Raw genomic sequence first — 19,337 nt, 5'->3', positions numbered from 1 at the left:
CCCTGCATCGAGAGCTGCCCATGACTCACCCGACTGAGCTGCCGCTTTCACCGCTTTCGGCGCTGCAATTCTATGCAACGGCGCCCTATCCGTGCAGCTATCTGGACGGCCGCGTCGCGCGCTCGCAAGTCGCGACGCCGAGCCACCTGATCAATTCCGACATCTATACCGAGCTCGTGAAGGCCGGCTTCCGGCGCTCGGGCGTGTTCACCTACCGCCCATACTGCGACGGCTGCCGCGCCTGCGTGCCGGTGCGCGTGCCGGTCGGCGCGTTCACACCGTCGCGCACGCAACGCCGGATGTGGAAGCGGCACCGCGCGCTCGTCGCGACGGTCTCGCCGCTGCACTACGACGAGGAGCATTACGCGCTCTACATGCGCTACCAGTCGGCCCGCCACGCCGGCGGCGGCATGGATCGCGACAGCCGCGACCAGTACGAGCAATTCCTGCTGCAGAGCCGGATCAATTCGCGCCTCGTCGAATTCCGCGACCTCGACGCGCCGGGCGGCGAGCCCGGCAAGCTGCGCATGGTCAGCATGATCGACATCCTCGGCGACGGGCTGTCGTCGGTCTACACGTTCTTCGAGCCGGACGACCGGCACACGAGCTACGGCACGTACAACATTCTGTGGCAGATCGAGCAGGCGAAAAGCCTCGGCTTGCCGTACGTGTATCTCGGCTACTGGATCCGCGAGAGCCCGAAGATGGCCTACAAGTCGAACTTCCATCCGCTGGAAGGGTTGCTCGACGGCCGCTGGAAAGTTCTCGATCCGGATCGGGTCGACCTGCCGCCGGTCGACGCGGCACTCGCCCGCGCGCCGCTACCCGGCGGACATTGCGGGTCGGGCTGACGTGAACGTCACCGGCGCGGTTGCTCGCGAGCGGCGAGCGTCCGTCCCAGTCATGAAGCGGCTGATGCGCGGCGCGTCAACCGTCGCCGCGGGCCGCTACGAAGCGAAGCCCGCCCGTGCCGCGCAACTCCCGGTAAAATAGCGGGTTGTCATTCATTCCGGCTGTCCGCCCAATTCACGTGTTCAGTTCCCTCTATCCGCTGGCCCGCGCATCCCTGTTCAAGATGGATGCGGAAGACGCTCACCACCTCACGCTGCGCGCGCTCGGCGCGGCCGGCCGTACGGGCCTCGCCTGCGCGCTGTCGTCCCGCGTGCCCGATGCGCCGCGCACCGTGATGGGGCTCACGTTCCGCAATCCGGTCGGCCTCGCCGCCGGCCTCGACAAGGACGGCGCGGCCATCGACGGCCTCGCGGCGCTCGGCTTCGGCTTCATCGAGGTCGGCACGGTCACGCCGCGCCCGCAGCCGGGCAACCCGCGCCCGCGGATGTTCCGTCTGCCGCAGGCGGAGGCGCTGATCAACCGGATGGGCTTCAACAACCACGGCGTCGACCAGTTCGTGAAGAACGTCCAGGCGGCCCGCTATCGCGGCATCCTCGGCCTGAACATCGGCAAGAATGCCGACACGCCGATCGAACGCGCTGCGGAAGACTATCTCTACTGCCTCGAGCGCGTGTATCCGTTCGCGAGCTACGTGACGATCAACATTTCGTCGCCGAACACGAAGAACCTGCGCCAGTTGCAGGGCGCGGGCGAGCTCGATGCGCTGCTCGCCGCGCTGAAGGACAAGCAGCAGCGCCTTGCCGACCTGCACGGCAAGCTCGTGCCGCTCGCGCTTAAGATCGCGCCCGATCTCGACGACGAGCAGGTCAAGGAAATCGCCGACACGCTGCTGCGCCACAAGATCGAAGCGGTCATCGCCACCAACACGACGTTGTCGCGCGCCGCCGTGCAGGGCCTGCCGCACGCGGACGAGGCCGGCGGCCTGTCGGGCCGCCCGGTGTTCGACGCCTCGAACGAGGTGATCCGCAAGCTGCATGCCGAAGTCGGCAGCGCGGTGCCGATCATCGGCGTCGGCGGCATCTTCTCGGGCGAGGACGCACGCGCGAAGCTCGCGGCCGGCGCGTCGCTCGTCCAGCTGTACACGGGCTTCATCTATCGCGGCCCCGCGCTCGTCGCCGAATGCGTGAAGGCGATCGCGCGCGATCGCGCCGCGTAATATAGCCATAAACAAACGATATTTAGCGGCCGATTGCATTTTTGCTATGATCGGTCTCACATTCAGAATCAAGCGCCCCGCTGGCGCAAGGAAGCCCACACGATGAAAATTTCGCTGCTGAAGAAGCTGCTGGTCGCCGGCCTGATCGGTACGTCGTTCGCTGCCGCCACCGCGCATGCGGCCGACCTCCTCGACCAGGTGAAGCAACGCGGCACGCTGCGCGTCGGCCTCGAAGGTACGTTCCCGCCGTTCAACTCGAAGAACCCGCAAGGCGAACTCGTCGGCTTCGACGTCGACATCGCGAAGGCCGTCGCCGCGAAGCTCGGCGTGAAGGCCGAGTTCGTCACGACCGAATGGAGCGGCATCATCGCGGGCCTGCAGGCCGGCAAGTTCGACGTGATCGCCAACCAGGTCGGCATCACCGACAAGCGCAAGGAAACGCTCGACTTCTCGCCGGCGTACACGTATTCGTCCGCGCAGCTGATCCAGCGCAAGGACGACACGCGCCAGTTCAAGTCGCTCGAGGACCTGAAGGGCAAGAAGCTCGGCGTCGCGCTCGGCACGAACTACATGGACATGGCGAAGTCGGTGCCCGGCGTCGACGTGAAGACGTACCCGGGCGCGCCCGAGTATCTGCGCGACCTCGCGGCCGGCCGTCTCGACGCGGCGCTGAACGACCGCCTGATGCTCGCGTACCTGACGAAGAACTCGCAGTTGCCGCTGCGCCCGGGCGCGAACGTCGGCTCGGCGAACCCGTCGGGCATCCCGTTCAAGAAGGGCAACCCGAAGTTCCAGAAGGCGATCGACGACGCGATGACGCAACTCGAAGCCGACGGCACGTTCACGAAGATCTCGGACAAGTGGTTCGGCATCGACGTGACGAAGCCGATCAAGTAAGCACGCCTCTGTTTTCCGCCTGACGGCGGGCCGGAAAGGGCGGCATCCGAAACGATGCCGCCCTTTGTTTTATCGGTCCGGTTTATGATTGCGCTTTCGCGCACGCATTCGCTTCGTATTCCATGTCGACAACGTCCCTGCTCGTCCAATCGCTGCCGGTGCTCGCCCAGGGTGCCGTGCTGACCGTCAAGTTCGCCGTGCTGTCGATGGTGTTCGGCCTGCTCGGCGCCGTCGTGCTCGCGATGATGGGCATCCGGCAAAGCGAGGCGCTCGAAGGCTTCGAACGCATCTGGGTCAACGCACTCGCGTGGCTCGCGCGCGCATACGTGAGCCTGATGCGCGGCACGCCGCTGCTCGTGCAGATCTTCGTCATCTATTACGGGCTGCCGAGCCTCGGCATCTCGCTCGATCCAACGCCCGCCGGCGTGATCGCCCTGTCCGCGAACGTCGCCGCCTACATGTCGGAAAGCATGCGCGGCGCGATCAACGGGATTGCCCGCGGCCAATGGCTGGCCGCGTACAGCCTCGGGCTGTCGTGGGGGCAGACGCTGCGCTACGTGATCGGCCCGCAGGCACTGCGCATCGCGGTGCCGAGCCTGTCGAACAGCCTGATCAGCCTGATCAAGGACACGTCGCTCGTGTCGGTGATCACCGTGACCGAACTGCTGCGCAGCGCGCAGGAAGTGATCGCGGCGACCTACCAACCGCTGCCGCTGTACCTGGCCGCCGCCGCCGTCTACTGGGTGCTGTGTCAGATCCTCGAATGGGTCCAGCGCTGGTACGAAAAGCGCCTGTCGCTGCCCGCGCGGCACTGAACACGGAATCCCTCGCCGGGCCGCGATCGCGCACCCGGCTCCCGCCTTCTCTTCCTTTCCGCCTACTCGCCCGAATAGCGCACGCCGAGTGCCGCACGTGCGGCGTCGGTCATCGCGATCATTCGGCGCGAGTGGTCGTGCGTCATGATCGGACTCTCGAGCTCGCCGGCGCGCAGCAGGTCGCAGAAATGTGCGGTCTCGTAGTTCAGGCCGCCGCCGTCGGCCGGCGCATGGAGTTCGACCGTGCGTCCGTCCGCATAGCGGATCGTCGCCCGCTCGGGGTTCCACCACTTCTCGTGAATCGTCACGTGCCCGCCTGCGGCGGCGATCAGCGCGTCACCGCGTCCCATCACGTCGAGCCCGCAGAAGAGCTGCGCGATGCCGCCGTTCGCGTGACGGCTGTTCAGGCTCGCGAACACGTCGACACCCGTCGCGCCGATGCGGCCGAGTGTCTGCACGTCGACTGCCGCGCCGAGCCAGTCGACCGCGAGAAACGCTTCGTAGATTCCGATGTCGAGCAGCGCGCCGCCAGCGCGGTCGAGTCGATAGACGGAATGATCGTCCGGCACCGACGAAGACGCGCAGCCCGCGCGCACGAGCCGGATTTCACCGATCGGATCGTCGTGCAGGTGCGCGCGCAACTGACGGTACAGCGGAAAGAACGGTGGCTTCATCGCTTCCATGAAGAGCCGACGGGCAGCGCGTGCCGCATCCAGCACGGCATCAAGTTGCGTTGCGTTCAACGTCGCGGGTTTTTCGCACAGCACGGCCTTGCCGGCGGCGAGCGCCGCTTGCGCGTAGTGCGCGTGACTGTCGTGGAGTGTCGCGATATAGATCGCGTCGATGTCGCTCGCGAGGAGCGCGTCGAGGCTGGCGGCGGGCGTGCCGCCGCAGCTGTCGCAGAAGGCGGTTGCCGCGTCGGCGCGGCGGGCCCATACGCCGCCGAGCGTGGCACCCGGCACGTGAGCGAGGCTTTGTGCGAATCGGCGTGCGATGCTGCCCGCGCCGACGATGCCGAAGCGCACCGGGCGGTTGTCGAGGTCGTTCATCCGGATCTTCCGTGTCGGTCGTATGACGGTGGCCGGCACGCTGCCGGCCGGCCGTCATGATAACGGCTCGCCGGCGCACGGATAAGCGACGCGTGCCGATTCAGGCGCGCACGGGCACGTCGACGGAGAAATCGCGCGAAATCTCGTCGGCGCTGAAATCGATCAACGCCAGCGATGCCGCTTCGGCTTCGCGCGGATCGCGGCGCTCGATCGCGTCGACGACGCGCGCATGCGCCTTCACCGCGACGTCGTGCGCACCGTCCTTTTGCGCGACGCGCGGATTCACGAGACGCACCGCACCGCGCACGATGGCCGCCATCTGCTGGAAGAACTGGTTGCCGCTCGCCTGAACGATCCGCGTGTGCAGCAGCTCGTCCGCCGTGTCGTATCCGGGGTCGCCCGGTTGCAACACCTTGAACGCTTCGAATGCCTCGCGAATGCCTGCAATGTCGACCGCCGTCGCACGAACAGCTGCCTGTGCGGTCGCGCGCGGTTCGATCAGCATCCGGAACTCGATGACGTCGCGCATGAACTGCGGATCCGGCTTCGCGCGGAATCGCCAGCTCACCACGTCTTCATCGATCATGCGCCAGTCGCGCATCGGTCGAACCCGCGTACCGACTTTCGGACGCACGTCGAGCATGTCGCGCGCAAGCAACATCGACAATGCTTCGCGCATCACCGTACGGCTCACGTCGAACTCTTTCGACAGCACATCCTGCGGCGGCAAAATGCCGCCGTACTTGTCCTCGACGATACCCGCGACAAGCCCATCCATCACTTTGGCGACCAGTGACCGGTCTTTGCCCTGCTCCATGACACCTCCCCGTGCGTCGATTTGCGAACACCTGCTCCGCAGTTCCGCCGGCCCTGGTTACGACTGTTCTTATGATCTATAAGTTGATGAGTTCGGGGATATTTCGCTATCTGGTAAACACCTGACAGGGTTATCCCTCTTTTTGACGTGGTGATTTATAAGGCTTCAAAAAAAGCCCGGAAAGCGCGCTGCGCTTGCCGGGCCGGGTTTTCCGTCCAATTCAAACATGCAATCCATTACGGCATCCTGACGCCATTACGGACTGCTTCTCATTCAGTTTCGATTAATCGGGATAAACGATCGTCTCAACGCCGTTTGCCGTGCCTAGCAGACACAGATTCGCGCCGCGCTCGGCGAACAGGCCGACCGTCACGACGCCCGGCCATGCGTTCACCTGCGCTTCGAAACTGCGCGGATCGGCGATCTGCAGCCCCTTCACGTCGATGATTTCGTTGCCGTTGTCGGTGATGAACGGCGTGCCGTCCTTCGTCACGCGCAGCACCGGCACGCCGCCCAGCGCGGTCAAGCGTCGGCCGATCGCCGTGCGCGCCATCGGCACGACTTCGATCGGCAGCGGGAATGCGCCGAGCACCGGCACGCGCTTGCTGCCATCCGCGATGCAGACGAACGTATCGGCCACCGACGCGACGATCTTCTCGCGCGTCAGCGCACCGCCACCGCCCTTGATCATTGCACCGCTTGCATCGATCTCGTCGGCACCGTCGACGTACACCTGCAGCGATTCGACCTCGTTCAGGTCGAACACCTTGATGCCGTGCGACTTGAGGCGTTCGGTCGTCGCGATGGAGCTCGACACGGCGCCGCGGTACCGCGATTTGACGGCCGCGAGCGCGTCGATGAAGCAGTTGGCGGTCGAGCCGGTGCCGACGCCGATCACCGCGCCTTCCGGCACGTTCTGGATCACATAATCAGCGGCTGCCTGGCCGACCAGGCGTTTGAGTTCGTCTTGAGTCATGGGGTGGGAATACAGCGGGATTGCGGAAAACCGGCAGTTTACCGGACTCGGATGACGACCCGGGCTTTTTCCGCGCGTGTTGCAGCGCCTCGCGTGCCGATCGATCGTCAGGGCGCGCCCGTTGCGACTCCGTCCTCCGCCGGCGGCGTGGCGGGGAAATACTTGTCGAGCAGCGCTTGCGCGATCGCATCGGTTCCGGCATCCGGGTTGCCCGCATAGTCGGATGGCCGGAAATGCATCTGAAACGCCGCGAATACGCGCTGCGTGCGCGTGTCGAGCACGCCGTCGGTCGGCACGTCATAGCCGTAGCGTGCAAGCTTCAGCTGCAATTCCCGCACGTCGACGAGCGCGTGCGGATCGCGGCCGCCCAGTCGCGCGGCTACGGTCGCATCGTCCGGCCACGCGCCGACGCCGGCTTGCGCGAGCGCGTGCCACGGAAACAGCGGCCCCGGATCGATCTTGCGTTGTGGCGCGATGTCGCTGTGACCGACCACGCGCGTCGGCGGAATTCCGTAGCGCGCGACGATGTCCTTCGACAGGCGGATCAGCGCATCGACCTGTTCGGGCGGATACGGCTGCCACGTGCGGTCTTGCGGATCGAGCGGGCCACGGTTCACGTTCTCGATGCCGATCGACGCCGCGTTGAGCTCGGTCGTGCCCTGCCATTCGCTGATACCCGCATGCCATGCGCGTTTCGATTCGGGAACGAGCTGGTAGACGACCGGCATCCCGTGTTCGATGCGCGGTTGCGGCGGCACGACGTAGTGCGCGCTGACGGAATCACCCGTCAGCGTGCGCAGCGATTTCGGTTCGTCGCTTTCGGTGTAATGCATCACGAGAAAGCGGATCCGCGAATCGGCGCCGCGCGCGTGCAGGCTCGTATCGGCGTAGTAGGCATCGCGCTCGATCAGCGACGGCGATGTGCAGGCGGCCAGCAGGCCGAGGATGGCGCACGATGCGCCGAGGCGAAACAGGGTCATGGTCCGCGAGTTCCGGGAGCCGCGTGCCGCGCGCAGTCGCGGCACGCGTCGTTCTGGTCGTGACGGCCCGCGCATCGCGCGAGGCCGCGTGCGTCAGCCCGGGTCAGCCCTTCACGCGCCGCTGCCGCACCGCTTCATACAGGCACACGCCGCTCGCAACCGACACGTTCAGGCTTTCGACGCTGCCGGCCATCGGGATGCTCATCACTTCGTCGCAAGTGTCGCGCGTGAGCCGGCGCATACCTTCGCCCTCCGCCCCCATGACGATGGCGACGGGGCCGTCGAGCTTCGTGTCGTACAGCGTCCCCGGCGCCTCGTCCGACGTGCCGATGATCCACACGCCTGCTTCCTTCAGCTCGCGCAGGGCGCGGGCGAGGTTCGTGACCGTGATGTACGGCACCGTGTCGGCCGCGCCGCTCGCGACCTTCGCCGCGGTCGCATTCAGGCCGACCGCGCGGTCACGCGGCGCGATCACCGCATGGGCGCCGGCCGAATCGGCGACGCGCAGGCATGCGCCGAGGTTATGCGGATCGGTGACGCCGTCGAGCACCAGCAGCAGTGCCGGGCCCTGGATGCCGTCGAGCAGCTCGGACAGGTTCTGCGCAAGCGGAACGTCCTCGACGCGCGCAACGACGCCCTGGTGGCGCTCGGTATGCGCGAGGCCCCACAGGCGGGTTTCGTCGGCTGCGATCAGCCGCACGCCGGCTTCCTTCGCGGTGTGCAGGAAGTCCTGCATGCGGCGGTCGCGGCGCGTCTGGTCGTACAGCACCTCCGCAACCGTCGACGCATCGTGCCGCAAACGTGCGGTCACCGCATGAAAACCGTAAAGAACCTTCAGACGAGACATGACTGGAACAACCTTCGTTCAAACGTGCGGCCGCGCGATGAGCGCAGCCGCGATCCATGGAAAAGGAAAGCGCCGCGTTGCCGGCTGGTGTCCGGTAAAACGCGGCGTCTCTCGATACTGCAAGGGCGCGCGCGTGCGCTGCCCCGAACGCTCAATACTTCTTGCGGGCGTGTGCCTTCTTCGCGGCCGTCTTCGCCGCCACGCCGCCCTTCTTCTTCGCGGCACGCGCGGCACGCGCCTCCTTCACCGCGACGGTCGGCGCGCTCGCCGCCTTCTTGCGACGCGGTGCGGCTTCCTCCACCGGCGGCAACGAGCGCACGCGCGGGCCGCCGCGATCGTTACCGTTGCCGTCGACGATCGGCGCCGGTGCCGGACGCGGCGCCTTCACCGGCGTGTCGCGCACGAGACGGAAATCGATCTTGCGCGCGTCGAGATCGACGCGGCTCACCTGCACGCGCACACGATCGGACAGGCGATAGCGGATGCCCGTGCGCTCGCCGCGCAACTCGTTCTTGATCTCGTCGTACTGGAAGTAATCCGAGCCGAGTTCCGTGACGTGCACGAGCCCTTCGATGAACAGCGTATCGAGCTGCACGAAGATGCCGAACGACGTAACGCCGTTCACCATCCCGCCGTACTCCTCGCCGAGCTTGTCGCGCATGAAGTAGCACTTGAGCCAGGCCTCGACGTCGCGCGACGCTTCGTCGGCACGGCGCTCGTTCGCCGAGCAGTGCAGGCCGAGTTCTTCCCAGATCGCGGTGTTCGATCGCGAACGGCCGCGCGCTTCGTCGTCGGCCTGCTGCATCGCGCGGGCGCGCGGCGACAGCGCGGTGTTCAGCTCGAAGCCTTCCGGTGCCTTCGGCACGTACTTCCTGCCCGACAGGATCGAGTAGATCGCGCGGTGCGTGAGCAGGTCGGGATAGCGGCGGATCGGGCTCGTGAAGTGCGCGTACGCCTCATACGCGAGACCGAAGTGACCGATGTTGTCCGGACTGTAGACAGCCTGCTGCATCGAGCGCAGCAGCATCGGCTGCAGCATCTGCGCGTCGGGCCGGTCGCGGATCTGCGCCATCAGCGCGGCGTAGTCACTCGCATGCGGCTTGTCGCCGCCGCCCAGCGACAGGCCCATGCCGCGCAGGAACGCGCGCAGGTTCTCGAGCTTCTCCGGCGTCGGGCCCGCATGCACGCGGTACAGGCCCGGGTGCTTGTTGCGTTTCAGGAAGTCGGCCGCGCAGACGTTCGCGGCCAGCATGCATTCCTCGATCAGCTTGTGCGCATCGTTGCGCTGACGCGGCACGATCTGTTCGATCTTGCCCTGCGAGTTGCAGACGATGTAAGTCTCGGTCGTGTCGAAGTCGATCGCGCCGCGCTTCTGGCGGGCAGCGAACAACGCCTTGTAGACGCCGTACAGATCCTGCAGATGCGGCAACAGGTCCGCGCGGCGCGCGGCCTCCGGCCCCTTCGTGTTCGACAGCACGGCGGCGACTTCGGTGTACGTCAGGCGCGCCGCCGAATGGATCACGGCCGGATAGAACTGGTATGCCTTGATCTCGCCACGCGCGGTAATCACCATGTCGCACGCCAGCACGCAGCGGTCGACCTGCGGATTCAGCGAGCACAGCCCGTTCGACAGCTTCTCCGGCAGCATCGGGATCACGCGGCGCGGGAAATAGACCGACGTGCTGCGTTCCAGTGCGTCGGCATCGAGGCCGTTGCCCGGCTGAACGTAGTGCGACACGTCGGCGATCGCGACGATCAGGCGGAAGCCGTCGCCGCGACCGACCTTGGTCGGCTCGCAGTAGACGGCATCGTCGAAGTCACGGGCATCCTCGCCGTCGATCGTCACGAGCGGCACGTCGCGCAGATCGACGCGGAACCGCAGGTCGGCCGGCCGCACCTTGTCGGGCAGCGCGGCGGCTTCATCGAGCGCCGGCTGGCTGAATTCGTGCGGCACGCCGTACTTGCGCACCGCGATCTCGATTTCCATGCCCGGATCGTCGATGTCGCCGAGCACTTCGACGACGCGGCCGAGCGGTTGCGAATGGCGACTCGGGAAATCGGTCAACTCGACGACGACGACCTGCCCGACCTTTGCCTTCTTCACGTTCTGCGTGATCAGGATGTCGTGGCCGATGCGCTTGTCTTCGGGTGCGACGATCAGCGCGCCGTTCTCATTGAGCAGGCGGCCGATCACGCGCTTGTTCGCGCGCTCGGTGACTTCGACGACATGGCCTTCCGGGCGGCCGCGGCGATCGTAGCCGACGATCCGCGCGAGCACGCGGTCGTTGTGCATGACCTTCTGCATTTCGCCGTTCGGCAGGAACAGGTCGTCCTGGCCGTCGTCGCGGATCACGAACCCGTAGCCGTCGCGGTGCCCCTGCACGCGGCCGGCGACGAAATTCGACGGATGGGTGAGCTGATAGTGGCCGCGCTTGTCGAGGCGGATCTGGCCGTCGCGTTCCATCGCGGCGACACGCCGGAAGAACCCTTCGCGCTCCTGGCGCTTGATCGACAACGCTTCGGCGATGTCGTTGGCTGCCAGCGGCGCGTCGCTCGTACGCAGCACGCCGAGAATTTCTTCACGGCTCGGAATGGGGTACGGATATTTGCTCAAGGGTTTGTCGATGATTGTTCTCGTTGCGTTGACTGATGGTGCACGGCATCAACATAGAAGTGTCCGTCAGACAGTTCTATAGTGACGGCGGCGGATCATTCTATCACCCGCCTGTGTTGCCAAATGACGCGAATGCCGCGTGCGGGCGCCGCAGCGGCCGCTTTGCGGTGCATTGCAAAAAAGTGTTGACACGATTAATTGGGGCGCTATAATTTCGCTTCTTTGCAGCAAGCAGCTACTGCAAAACGTGCCCAGGTGGCGGAATTGGTAGACGCACTAGGTTCAGGTCCTAGCGGTGGCAACATCGTGGAGGTTCGAGTCCTCTCCTGGGCACCATCTGTTTTTGAAAAGGTCGGCTTTATGCCGGCCTTTTTTCATTTCAAGCCTCACATTACGCGAGCTGGCCGCGCCATATGCCCGTCACGCCGATCGATGACAGAGTTGATCGGTTATCGATTGCCCTCCCCGCTGGTACGTCAGCCGCATTGCCTTCAACGAAGCGCGTGTCGTGTCGCGCCGTGAATTCACGAGCGGCTAGCCACTGACGAAGCGCTCGACGTCGGCGCGGCCGATTTCAGCGCCGACACGGTTGCGGTCCTCGCACGAGGCGCGCAGCAAGCGCACGCAAAGCCCGCCCTCGCCGACGCGCAATCCACTACATGACGCCGGCGGACGGCCGCGCGCCGTTCGAGCATGGCAGCGTCGACACAGCCGAAGCGCTGCGCTGGAAGTTCGCGGCAACGCGTATGGATACGATTGGCGCGTGGCACCCCGAACATGCGACACGCGAAATTTTTATGACCATCGCAGGAATTGTATTGACAGTCTCTCGAGACACGCTAGAATAGCGGTCTTCGCATCGCAGCAAGCGAAACGTGCCCAGGTGGCGGAATTGGTAGACGCACTAGGTTCAGGTCCTAGCGGTGGCAACACCGTGGAGGTTCGAGTCCTCTCCTGGGCACCACTTATTTGAGAAAGGCCGGCTTCTAGCCGGCCTTTTTCTTTTTCTTGACCCGTCCTGAAATAGGTTGACACTTTTTCGCCGAGACGAAGAGGTGGCAATTGGAACAAGGGATCAAGCGGACGCAACGGGACTACAGCCTGGCTTTTAAGCTGTCGGTGGTGACCCAAGTCGAAAAAGGCGAGCTGACGCATAAAGAGGCGCAGCGGCGCTACGGCATCCAGGGACGCTCGACCGCGCTGGTATGGTTACGTAAGCACGGCTTGCAGGATTGGGCCGAGCGATCCGGCCGTGCGCGATCGGGTTCCGCCATGGCCAGGCAAGACTCAAAGCGCTCACACCGGAGCACCGCATCAGGGAGTTGGAGACGCAGTTGCGAGAGGCGCGGGAGAAAGCCGCGTTGTTCGAGGCGTGCTCGACGTAATGCGCACGTATATGAACGCCGCGAAAACGCCTTCGAGCAGGTCCTCGCGCAAAGGCGGATCGAAAAGCTGAGCGTCGAGCGTGCCTGCCGCTACATGGGCATCAGCCGGCAGGCGTATTACAAGCGATGTCGCAGCGAGGAACGCCGCGGCACGCAAGCCGAAGCCGTGACGACGCTGGTGCGGGATCTACGGCTGCGCCAGCCGAGACCAGGTCGTGCCGGGTGGGCCCGAACAAGTGTGGGTGGCCGATATCACGTATATGCCCACGGCTGGCCCGTTCGTGTATTCCAGGACTTGACACCCACTCGAACAACGAAGCGGAATCACGGGCGCAAATTTCGAGATTCCCGGCGATCTCGGTGGTCAGCGACGAACCAGGCGTACCCTTTTTCAAGCCCATTCAAACGCTCGCGCAAAAAATCTGTTGACACTCCCTTCAGTCACGCTATAATTGCGGTCTTTCGCGATGCAGCAAAGCGAAACGTGCCCAGGTGGCGGAATTGGTAGACGCACTAGGTTCAGGTCCTAGCGGTGGCAACATCGTGGAGGTTCGAGTCCTCTCCTGGGCACCATCTGTTTTTTTTGAAAAGGTCGGCTTTATGCCGGCCTTTTTTCATTTCTGGCTCCGGAATCTCCGCGGGCGCGCCTGCGCATTCACCGCTTCGCATCCCACCTCACACCAGCCCGTCGACACGCATCGAGTGCCCGCCGCCCTCGCGGCATGGCATGGGGACAATCGCTTCGCCCCCCCCGTGCCGCCCCCTCCACCATCGTCCTCCCGAAAAGAAAACCGGGATTTCCCTAGGCTGACACGCCGCCGCTCACGCGGTTAAATAAATCAACGTGATTTATTTAATGCGTCACAACCGACGCGCCCATGGAAGGAGACGCCATGAGAAGCCCGCACATCGGCCAAGGAAGCAACTCGGCCAACGTGCGCCGTTACAACGAGCGCCTGCTGTTGAAGACGCTGCGCCGTGCGGGTAGCGCATCGAAGGCCGACCTCGCCCGTCTCGCGAACATGACGGGCACGGCGGTCGGCAGCATCATCGCGTCGCTCGCCGATGCGAAGCTGATCGCGTTCGCCGGCCGCACCGAAGGCCAGCGCGGCCAGCCGGCATCGCTGATCCGCCTCGATCCGCGCGGCGCGTTCGGCATCGGCGTCCATCTCGACCGGATGCGCATCGAGACGGCACTCGTCAATTTCGCGGGCGACGTGCTCGGCCGCCGCTCCCACGACACACTACTCCCCCCGCCCGCCGACGTGCTCGACATCGTGCGACGCGACATCGATGCGATGCAGGATCTGCTTCCCGCGCATGAGCGCGCGCGCCTGGCGGGCGTCGGCGTCGCGCAGCCGTACAACCTCGGCGCATGGATGCGCGAACTCGGCCTCGCCGCCGACACGTTCCGCGCATGGGAAGACGTCGACTTCGCGAGCGACCTCGGGCGCACGCTGTCGCTGCCCGTGTTCGGCGAAAACGACGGCAACGCGGCCGCGATCGCCGAACTGTTCTACGGGTACGGCCGGCAGTGCGACGACTTCGTCTACCTGTTCATCGGTCCGGCGATCGGTGGCGGCATCGCGATCGACGGCGACTGCCTGCGCGGCGTGACCGGCAATGCCGGCGACATCGCCGTGATTCCCGTCCCGCCGAGCCGGCTGGCCTCCGCGCCGCCGCCGCGCGGCCCGTGGGACATCCTGCTCGCCCGCGCATCGCTGCATGCGCTCGTGCGCCACCTGCGCCATCACGGCGAGACGGTCGAGAACCGCGCCGACCTCGAGGCGTGCATCGCGCGCGGCCTGCCGGCGGTCGACGAATGGATCGACGACTGCGTCGACGCACTCGCCCCGGCATTGCGCGCGGTGCTGTGCGTCGTCGATGCGCCGGTGGTCGTGCTCGATGCCGATACCGACGCCGGCCTGCTCGATGCACTGACGACCCGCCTGCGCGCGGCGCTCGTCGCCACCGCGCCGGAAGCGCGCGGCACGCCGACGCTCGTGCGCGGCACGTTCGGCGCCGACGCCGGCGCGATCGGCGCCGCGACGCTGCCGATGTTCTTCAACTTCTCCCCGCGGGCCGGCATCCTCAAGGGCGCCCGCACCGAATCGCAGGAGGTCAACCATGTCGCGTTCTGAGTCGCCCCGGCCGCTGCTCGAGATGCGCCGGATCAGCAAGACGTTCCCGGCCGTGCGCGCGCTCGACAACGTCAGCCTGACCGTCTATCCGGGCGAGATCCACTCGCTGATGGGCGAAAACGGGGCGGGCAAATCGACGCTGATGAAGATCCTGTCGGGCGCGTACCGCGCCGACGCCGGCGGCGAAATCCTGATCGACGGCGAGCGCATCGACGTCGACGGCCCGCTCGCCGCGCGCGATGCAGGCGTCGCGGTGATCTACCAGGAGCTGTGCCTCGCGCCGAACCTGACGGTAGCGGAAAACATCTATGTCGGCCGCGAACTGCGCCGCGGCAACCGGCACTGGGGAACCATCGACCGCGCGGCGATGGCGCGCGGCTGCCAGGACGTGCTCACGCGTCTCGGCGCGCCGTTCGGACCCGACACGCTCGTCGGCACGCTGTCGATCGCCGAGCAGCAGCTCGTCGAGATCGCGCGTGCCGTGCACACCCGCGCACGCATCCTCGTGATGGACGAACCGACGACACCGCTGTCGTCGCGCGAGACCGAGCACCTGTTCGGCCTGATCCGCCAGCTGCGCGAGGAAGGTCTCGCGATCATCTACATCAGCCACCGGATGGCCGAGATCTACGAATTGTCCGACCGCGTGTCGGTGCTGCGCGACGGATCGTACGTCGGCACGCTCGAGCGCGAATCGCTGTCGGCCGAGCGGCTCGTCGCGATGATGGTGGGCCGCGACATCTCCGGCTTCTACAAGAAGGAACATGCGCCGTACGACCCCGGCCACCTGCTGCTGTCGGTACGCGACATCGCCGACGGCGACCGCGTGCGCGGCTGCAGCCTCGACCTGCATGCGGGCGAGGTGCTCGGCATCGCCGGGCTCGTCGGCGCGGGCCGCACCGAGCTCGCGCGGCTGATCTTCGGCGCGGAACCGCGCACGCGCGGCGACGTGAAGCTGGGCGATCGTACGTTCGGCGCGCATTCGCCGCGCGACGCGATCGACGCGGGCCTCGTCTATCTCACGGAAGACCGCAAGCGCCAGGGCCTGTTCCTGGACATGAGCGTGCGCGACAACATCAACATCTCCGTGTGCAACCGCGATGCACGGCTCGGCGCGCTCGATCTCGCACGCGGCGCCGAACGCGCGCGCGACGCGATCGCCTCGCTGTCGATCCGCGTGCCGAACGCAAACGTGAACGTCGGCGCGCTGTCGGGCGGCAACCAGCAGAAAGTGCTGCTGTCGCGCCTGCTCGAGACGAAGCCGCGCGTGCTGATCCTCGACGAACCGACACGCGGCGTCGACATCGGCGCGAAATCCGAGATCTACCGGATCATCAACGAACTGGCCCGTGCGGGCGTCGGCGTGATCGTGATCTCGAGCGAACTGCCGGAAATCATCGGTGTCGCCGATCGCGTGCTCGTGATGCGCGAAGGCGAGATCGCCGGCCAACTCGGCGGCCACATGCACACGCCCATCACGCAGGAAGCGATCATCGCGCTCGCCACCGGCTCGCAGGCCGAACTCGCCGACGCGCACTGACCACGGCCCCTTCATCCCCCTCTTACGTCCAGGTACCGACATGATCAACCCGACCAAGCAGCGGAACCTCGCTTCCGCGACGGCCCATCCGGTGGCCAACCGCACGCCGCTGATGCGCGGCGCCGATCATCGCGCGCGCATGCAATCGCTGATGCGCACCGCCGGCATGCTGCCGGTGCTGCTGGTTTTGTGCATCGGCTTCGGATTCCTGACCGACGGCTTCTTCACGCTGCAGAACCTGTCGATCGTCACGCAACAGGCTTCGATCAACATCGTGCTCGCCGCCGGCATGACCTTCGTGATCCTGACGGGCGGCATCGACCTGTCGGTCGGCTCGGTGCTCGCCGCATCGGCCGTCGCCGCGCTGCTCGCGTCGACCATCCCCGGCTGGGGCTGGCTCGGCGTGCCGATCGCGCTCGCCGTCGGCCTCGTGTTCGGCGCGATCAACGGCGGACTGATCTCGTTCCTGCGCCTGCCGCCGTTCATCGTCACGCTCGGCGCGATGACTGCCGTGCGCGGGGTCGCCCGCCTGATCGGCAACGACACGACCGTCTTCAACCCGCAACTGCCGTTCGCGTTCATCGGCAACGGCACGATCCTCGGCGTGCCGTGGCTCGTCGTGATCGCGTGCGCGGTGATCGCGCTGTCCTGGTTCATCCTGCGCCGCACGGTACTCGGGATGCGCATCTACTCGGTCGGTGGCAACCCGGAAGCCGCGCGGCTGTCGGGCATCAACGTGCGGGCGATCCAGCTGTTCGTCTATGCCGCGTCGGGTCTGCTCGCGGGCCTCGGCGCGGTGATGTCGGCCGCGCGGCTCTATGCGGCCAACGGCCTGCAGCTCGGCCAGTCGTACGAACTCGATGCGATCGCCGCGGTGATCCTCGGCGGCACGAGCTTCGTCGGCGGCGTCGGCTCGATCGTCGGCACGCTGATCGGCGCGCTGATCATCGCGGTTCTGACCAACGGTCTCGTGCTGCTCGGCGTGTCCGACATCTGGCAATACATCATCAAGGGGCTCGTGATCATCGGCGCCGTCGCGCTCGATCGCTATCGCCAGCGCGACTCGGCCCGTACCTGACACGCATTCCTCACCGCGCATTTCTCGCCGTTCAACCATCAGGGCGCAGGCAGGTCCTCCTGCGCCCGTCCGCCAACGGACCTTCCGGAGACACAACGACATGTTCAAGCACAAAGCCGCCCTGACCGCCATCGCCTGCGCACTCGCCTTCGGCGCCGCCGCCGCCCACGCCGCCGACAAGCCGCTGAAATCGATCGGCGTCACGGTCGGGTCGCTCGGCAACCCGTACTTCGTCACGATCGTGAAGGGCGCCGAAGCACGCGCCAAGCAGCTCAACCCGAACGCGAAGGTCACCGCGGTTTCTGCCGACTACGACCTGAACAAGCAGTTCACGCAGATCGACAACTTCATCTCCGCGCACGTCGACATGATCCTGCTCAACGCGACCGATCCGAAGGCCATCGAGCCGGCGGTGAAGAAGGCGCAGGCGGCCGGCATCACGGTCGTCGCGGTAGATGTCGCTGCAGCCGGCGCGAACGCGACCGTGCAGACCAACAACGTGAAGGCCGGCGAACTGGCGTGCGACTACCTTGCGAAGAAGCTCGGCGGCAAGGGCAACGTGATCATCGAGAACGGTCCGCAGGTGTCGGCCGTGATCGATCGCGTGAACGGCTGCAAGGCCGTGCTCGCCAAGAACCCGGGCATCAAGCTCCTGTCGAGCGACCAGGACGGCAAGGGCTCGCGCGAAGGCGGGATGAATGCGATGCAGGGCTACCTGACGCGCTTTCCGAAGCTCGACGGCGTGTTCACGATCAACGACCCGCAGGCGATCGGCAGCGATCTCGCGGCGAAGCAGCTGAATCGCCCGAACATCGTGATCACGTCGGTCGACGGCGCGCCGGACATCGAGGTGGCGCTGAAGTCCAACACGCTCGTGCAGGCGTCGTCGAGCCAGGACCCGTGGGCGATGGCGCAGCAGGCCGTCAACGTCGGCTACGGGATCATGAACGGCCAGAAACCGGCCAACCCGATGATCCTGATCGAGCCGACGCTCGTCACGCGCGACAACGTGAAGGGCTACAAGGGCTGGAGCAGCCCGCGCTGATCGCGCGACGCCACCCGCGATCGCGGGCGGTGCCGGGCCGCGTCGGCGCATGCGTCGCGCGGCCCGGTCCGCCCGCTCACCTCAACCGCCGCACCGCCGCGCGACACGCCACGGCACAAGGTTTCGACATGACGACGACGTTCCCCCGCCTGATCGTATTCGGCGAAGCGCTGACCGATTTCATCCGCGACGACGCGCAGCACTGGCGCAGCGTCGCCGGCGGCTCGTGCTGGAACGTGGCGCGCGTCGGCGCACGGCTCGGCGTGCCGACCGCCTTCGCCGGCACGGTCAGCCGCGACATCTTCGGCGACGAATTGATGCGCAGGAGCGCCGATGCCGGGCTCGACCCGCGCTTCATCCGGCAAGTCGATCGCGCGCCGCTGCTCGCGATGGTCGTGTCGAAACAGCCGCCCGACTATTTCTTCATCGGCGAAAACAGCGCCGATCTCGCGTTCGATCCGGCCGACTTGCCCGACGGCGCGCTCGACGCGGCCGAGATCGTGCACGTCGGCTCGCTCGGCGTCGTGCGCGAGCCGCTTGCGTCGCGCCTGATCGACATCGTGCAGGCTGCACGCGCCGCCGGCAAACGAATCTCGTTCGATCCGAACTATCGCGCGCCGATGGCCGCGCCGTCGTATCGCGCCACACTGCGCCGGCTTGCAAGTCTCGCCGACTGGATCAAGGTTTCCGACGAAGATCTGCGCGGCCTGTTCCCCGAACGCGACGAAGCCGCCGCGCTCGCGCAATTGCGCGCGTGGGCGCCCGATGCGAGCGTGCTCGTCACGCGCGGCGCGGCCGGCATGCAGCTCCTGCATCGCGATTCCGCGCTGTTCCAGCCGGCGTTCGCGACCGAGGTCGCCGATACCGTCGGTTGCGGCGACGCCAGCATCGGTGGCTGGCTCGCCAGCCAGCTCGCACACCCCGGCGCACCGGCCGCCGAACATCTGCGCTACGCGGCAGCGTGCGCGGCGGTCGCCTGCGCGCACGCGGGCGCGTATGCGCCGACGGCTGCCGAGGTGGCAGAGGTCATGGCAAATCCCGTGGCTGCCGAAGCGGCCGACGCCGCGCTATCGGACTAGACAGCA

General features: G+C 66.2%; 15 protein-coding genes, 3 tRNA genes and 1 pseudogene. 13 read left to right on the top strand and 6 right to left on the bottom strand.

The annotated features are described in order from the left end of the window. Positions 1-20 precede the first annotated feature (20 nt). The 4 genes from ACV22W_RS10475 (at position 21) to ACV22W_RS10460 (ending at position 3,780) form a co-directional block, all read left to right on the top strand. Positions 21-851 carry an arginyltransferase gene (locus ACV22W_RS10475; RefSeq protein ID WP_448019057.1) on the top strand — a complete coding sequence of 277 codons (831 nt, stop codon included), beginning with the start codon at positions 21-23 and terminating at the stop codon, positions 849-851. 179 nt (positions 852-1,030) lie between these two features. Then, positions 1,031-2,068 carry a quinone-dependent dihydroorotate dehydrogenase gene (locus ACV22W_RS10470; protein ID WP_059532916.1) on the top strand — a complete coding sequence of 346 codons (1,038 nt, stop codon included), beginning with the start codon at positions 1,031-1,033 and terminating at the stop codon, positions 2,066-2,068. A gap of 102 nt (positions 2,069-2,170) precedes the next feature. Further along, the gene (locus ACV22W_RS10465) at positions 2,171-2,965 is read left to right on the top strand and encodes a cystine ABC transporter substrate-binding protein (protein WP_448019056.1); all 795 of its coding nucleotides are present in this window, start codon (positions 2,171-2,173) and stop codon (positions 2,963-2,965) included. A 122-nt stretch (positions 2,966-3,087) separates the two neighbouring features. After that, a complete protein-coding gene (locus ACV22W_RS10460) occupies positions 3,088-3,780 on the top strand; it encodes an amino acid ABC transporter permease (RefSeq protein WP_059818112.1) in 693 nt (230 codons plus the stop codon). A gap of 62 nt (positions 3,781-3,842) precedes the next feature. Here the strand turns inward: ACV22W_RS10460 and ACV22W_RS10455 are convergent, their stop codons facing one another. The 6 genes from ACV22W_RS10455 to rnr form a co-directional block, all read right to left on the bottom strand. Continuing rightward, entirely contained in the window at positions 3,843-4,829 is a 987-nt protein-coding gene (locus ACV22W_RS10455) for a Gfo/Idh/MocA family protein (protein WP_448019055.1), read from the bottom strand. A gap of 100 nt (positions 4,830-4,929) precedes the next feature. Next, the gene (locus ACV22W_RS10450; protein ID WP_059691784.1) at positions 4,930-5,646 is read right to left on the bottom strand and encodes a FadR/GntR family transcriptional regulator; all 717 of its coding nucleotides are present in this window, start codon (positions 5,644-5,646) and stop codon (positions 4,930-4,932) included. Positions 5,647-5,929: 283 nt separating this feature from the next. Beyond that, complete coding sequence (rpiA, locus tag ACV22W_RS10445) at positions 5,930-6,622, bottom strand: ribose-5-phosphate isomerase RpiA (protein WP_448019054.1); 693 nt, start codon at positions 6,620-6,622, stop codon at positions 5,930-5,932. A gap of 107 nt (positions 6,623-6,729) precedes the next feature. Further along, the gene (locus tag ACV22W_RS10440; protein WP_448019053.1) at positions 6,730-7,602 is read right to left on the bottom strand and encodes an N-acetylmuramoyl-L-alanine amidase; all 873 of its coding nucleotides are present in this window, start codon (positions 7,600-7,602) and stop codon (positions 6,730-6,732) included. A 103-nt stretch (positions 7,603-7,705) separates the two neighbouring features. Beyond that, a complete protein-coding gene (rlmB, locus tag ACV22W_RS10435; RefSeq protein WP_059818106.1) occupies positions 7,706-8,449 on the bottom strand; it encodes a 23S rRNA (guanosine(2251)-2'-O)-methyltransferase RlmB in 744 nt (247 codons plus the stop codon). A gap of 151 nt (positions 8,450-8,600) precedes the next feature. Beyond that, on the bottom strand, positions 8,601-11,063 hold the full coding sequence (rnr, locus tag ACV22W_RS10430; RefSeq protein WP_448019052.1) for a ribonuclease R: 2,463 nt from the start codon (positions 11,061-11,063) through the stop codon (positions 8,601-8,603). A 249-nt stretch (positions 11,064-11,312) separates the two neighbouring features. On the opposite strand from rnr, the gene ACV22W_RS10425 reads away from it, so the two are divergent. The 9 genes and pseudogenes from ACV22W_RS10425 to ACV22W_RS10385 all read left to right on the top strand — a co-directional run bounded on the left by ACV22W_RS10425 (position 11,313) and on the right by ACV22W_RS10385 (position 19,331). Further along, positions 11,313-11,399: transfer RNA gene (locus ACV22W_RS10425), tRNA-Leu, on the top strand. A gap of 541 nt (positions 11,400-11,940) precedes the next feature. Continuing rightward, positions 11,941-12,027: transfer RNA gene (locus ACV22W_RS10420), tRNA-Leu, on the top strand. A gap of 98 nt (positions 12,028-12,125) precedes the next feature. Further along, a pseudogene (locus ACV22W_RS10415) lies at positions 12,126-12,735 on the top strand (IS3 family transposase); the annotation flags it as partial. A 199-nt stretch (positions 12,736-12,934) separates the two neighbouring features. Further along, positions 12,935-13,021 (top strand) — tRNA-Leu (locus tag ACV22W_RS10410). Positions 13,022-13,341: 320 nt separating this feature from the next. Then, entirely contained in the window at positions 13,342-14,589 is a 1,248-nt protein-coding gene (locus tag ACV22W_RS10405) for an ROK family protein (RefSeq protein WP_448019051.1), read from the top strand. Next, positions 14,576-16,129 (top strand): sugar ABC transporter ATP-binding protein, encoded by a 1,554-nt coding sequence (locus ACV22W_RS10400; RefSeq protein ID WP_448019050.1) that lies wholly within the window; start codon positions 14,576-14,578, stop codon positions 16,127-16,129. Before ACV22W_RS10405 ends, ACV22W_RS10400 begins: the two co-directional genes overlap by 14 nt. 40 nt (positions 16,130-16,169) lie before the next feature. Further along, the gene (locus tag ACV22W_RS10395; protein ID WP_059532942.1) at positions 16,170-17,207 is read left to right on the top strand and encodes an ABC transporter permease subunit; all 1,038 of its coding nucleotides are present in this window, start codon (positions 16,170-16,172) and stop codon (positions 17,205-17,207) included. A 100-nt stretch (positions 17,208-17,307) separates the two neighbouring features. Next, on the top strand, positions 17,308-18,252 hold the full coding sequence (locus ACV22W_RS10390) for an ABC transporter substrate-binding protein (RefSeq protein ID WP_448019049.1): 945 nt from the start codon (positions 17,308-17,310) through the stop codon (positions 18,250-18,252). Between the two features lie 128 nt (positions 18,253-18,380). Continuing rightward, positions 18,381-19,331 carry a carbohydrate kinase family protein gene (locus ACV22W_RS10385; protein ID WP_448019048.1) on the top strand — a complete coding sequence of 317 codons (951 nt, stop codon included), beginning with the start codon at positions 18,381-18,383 and terminating at the stop codon, positions 19,329-19,331. Positions 19,332-19,337: the final 6 nt, after the last annotated feature.

The sequence above is a fragment of the Burkholderia sp. AW49-1 genome (assembly GCF_053427845.1).
The sequence above is the reverse complement of the archived record's forward strand: the minus strand, read 5'-3'. Positions and strand labels throughout refer to the sequence as shown.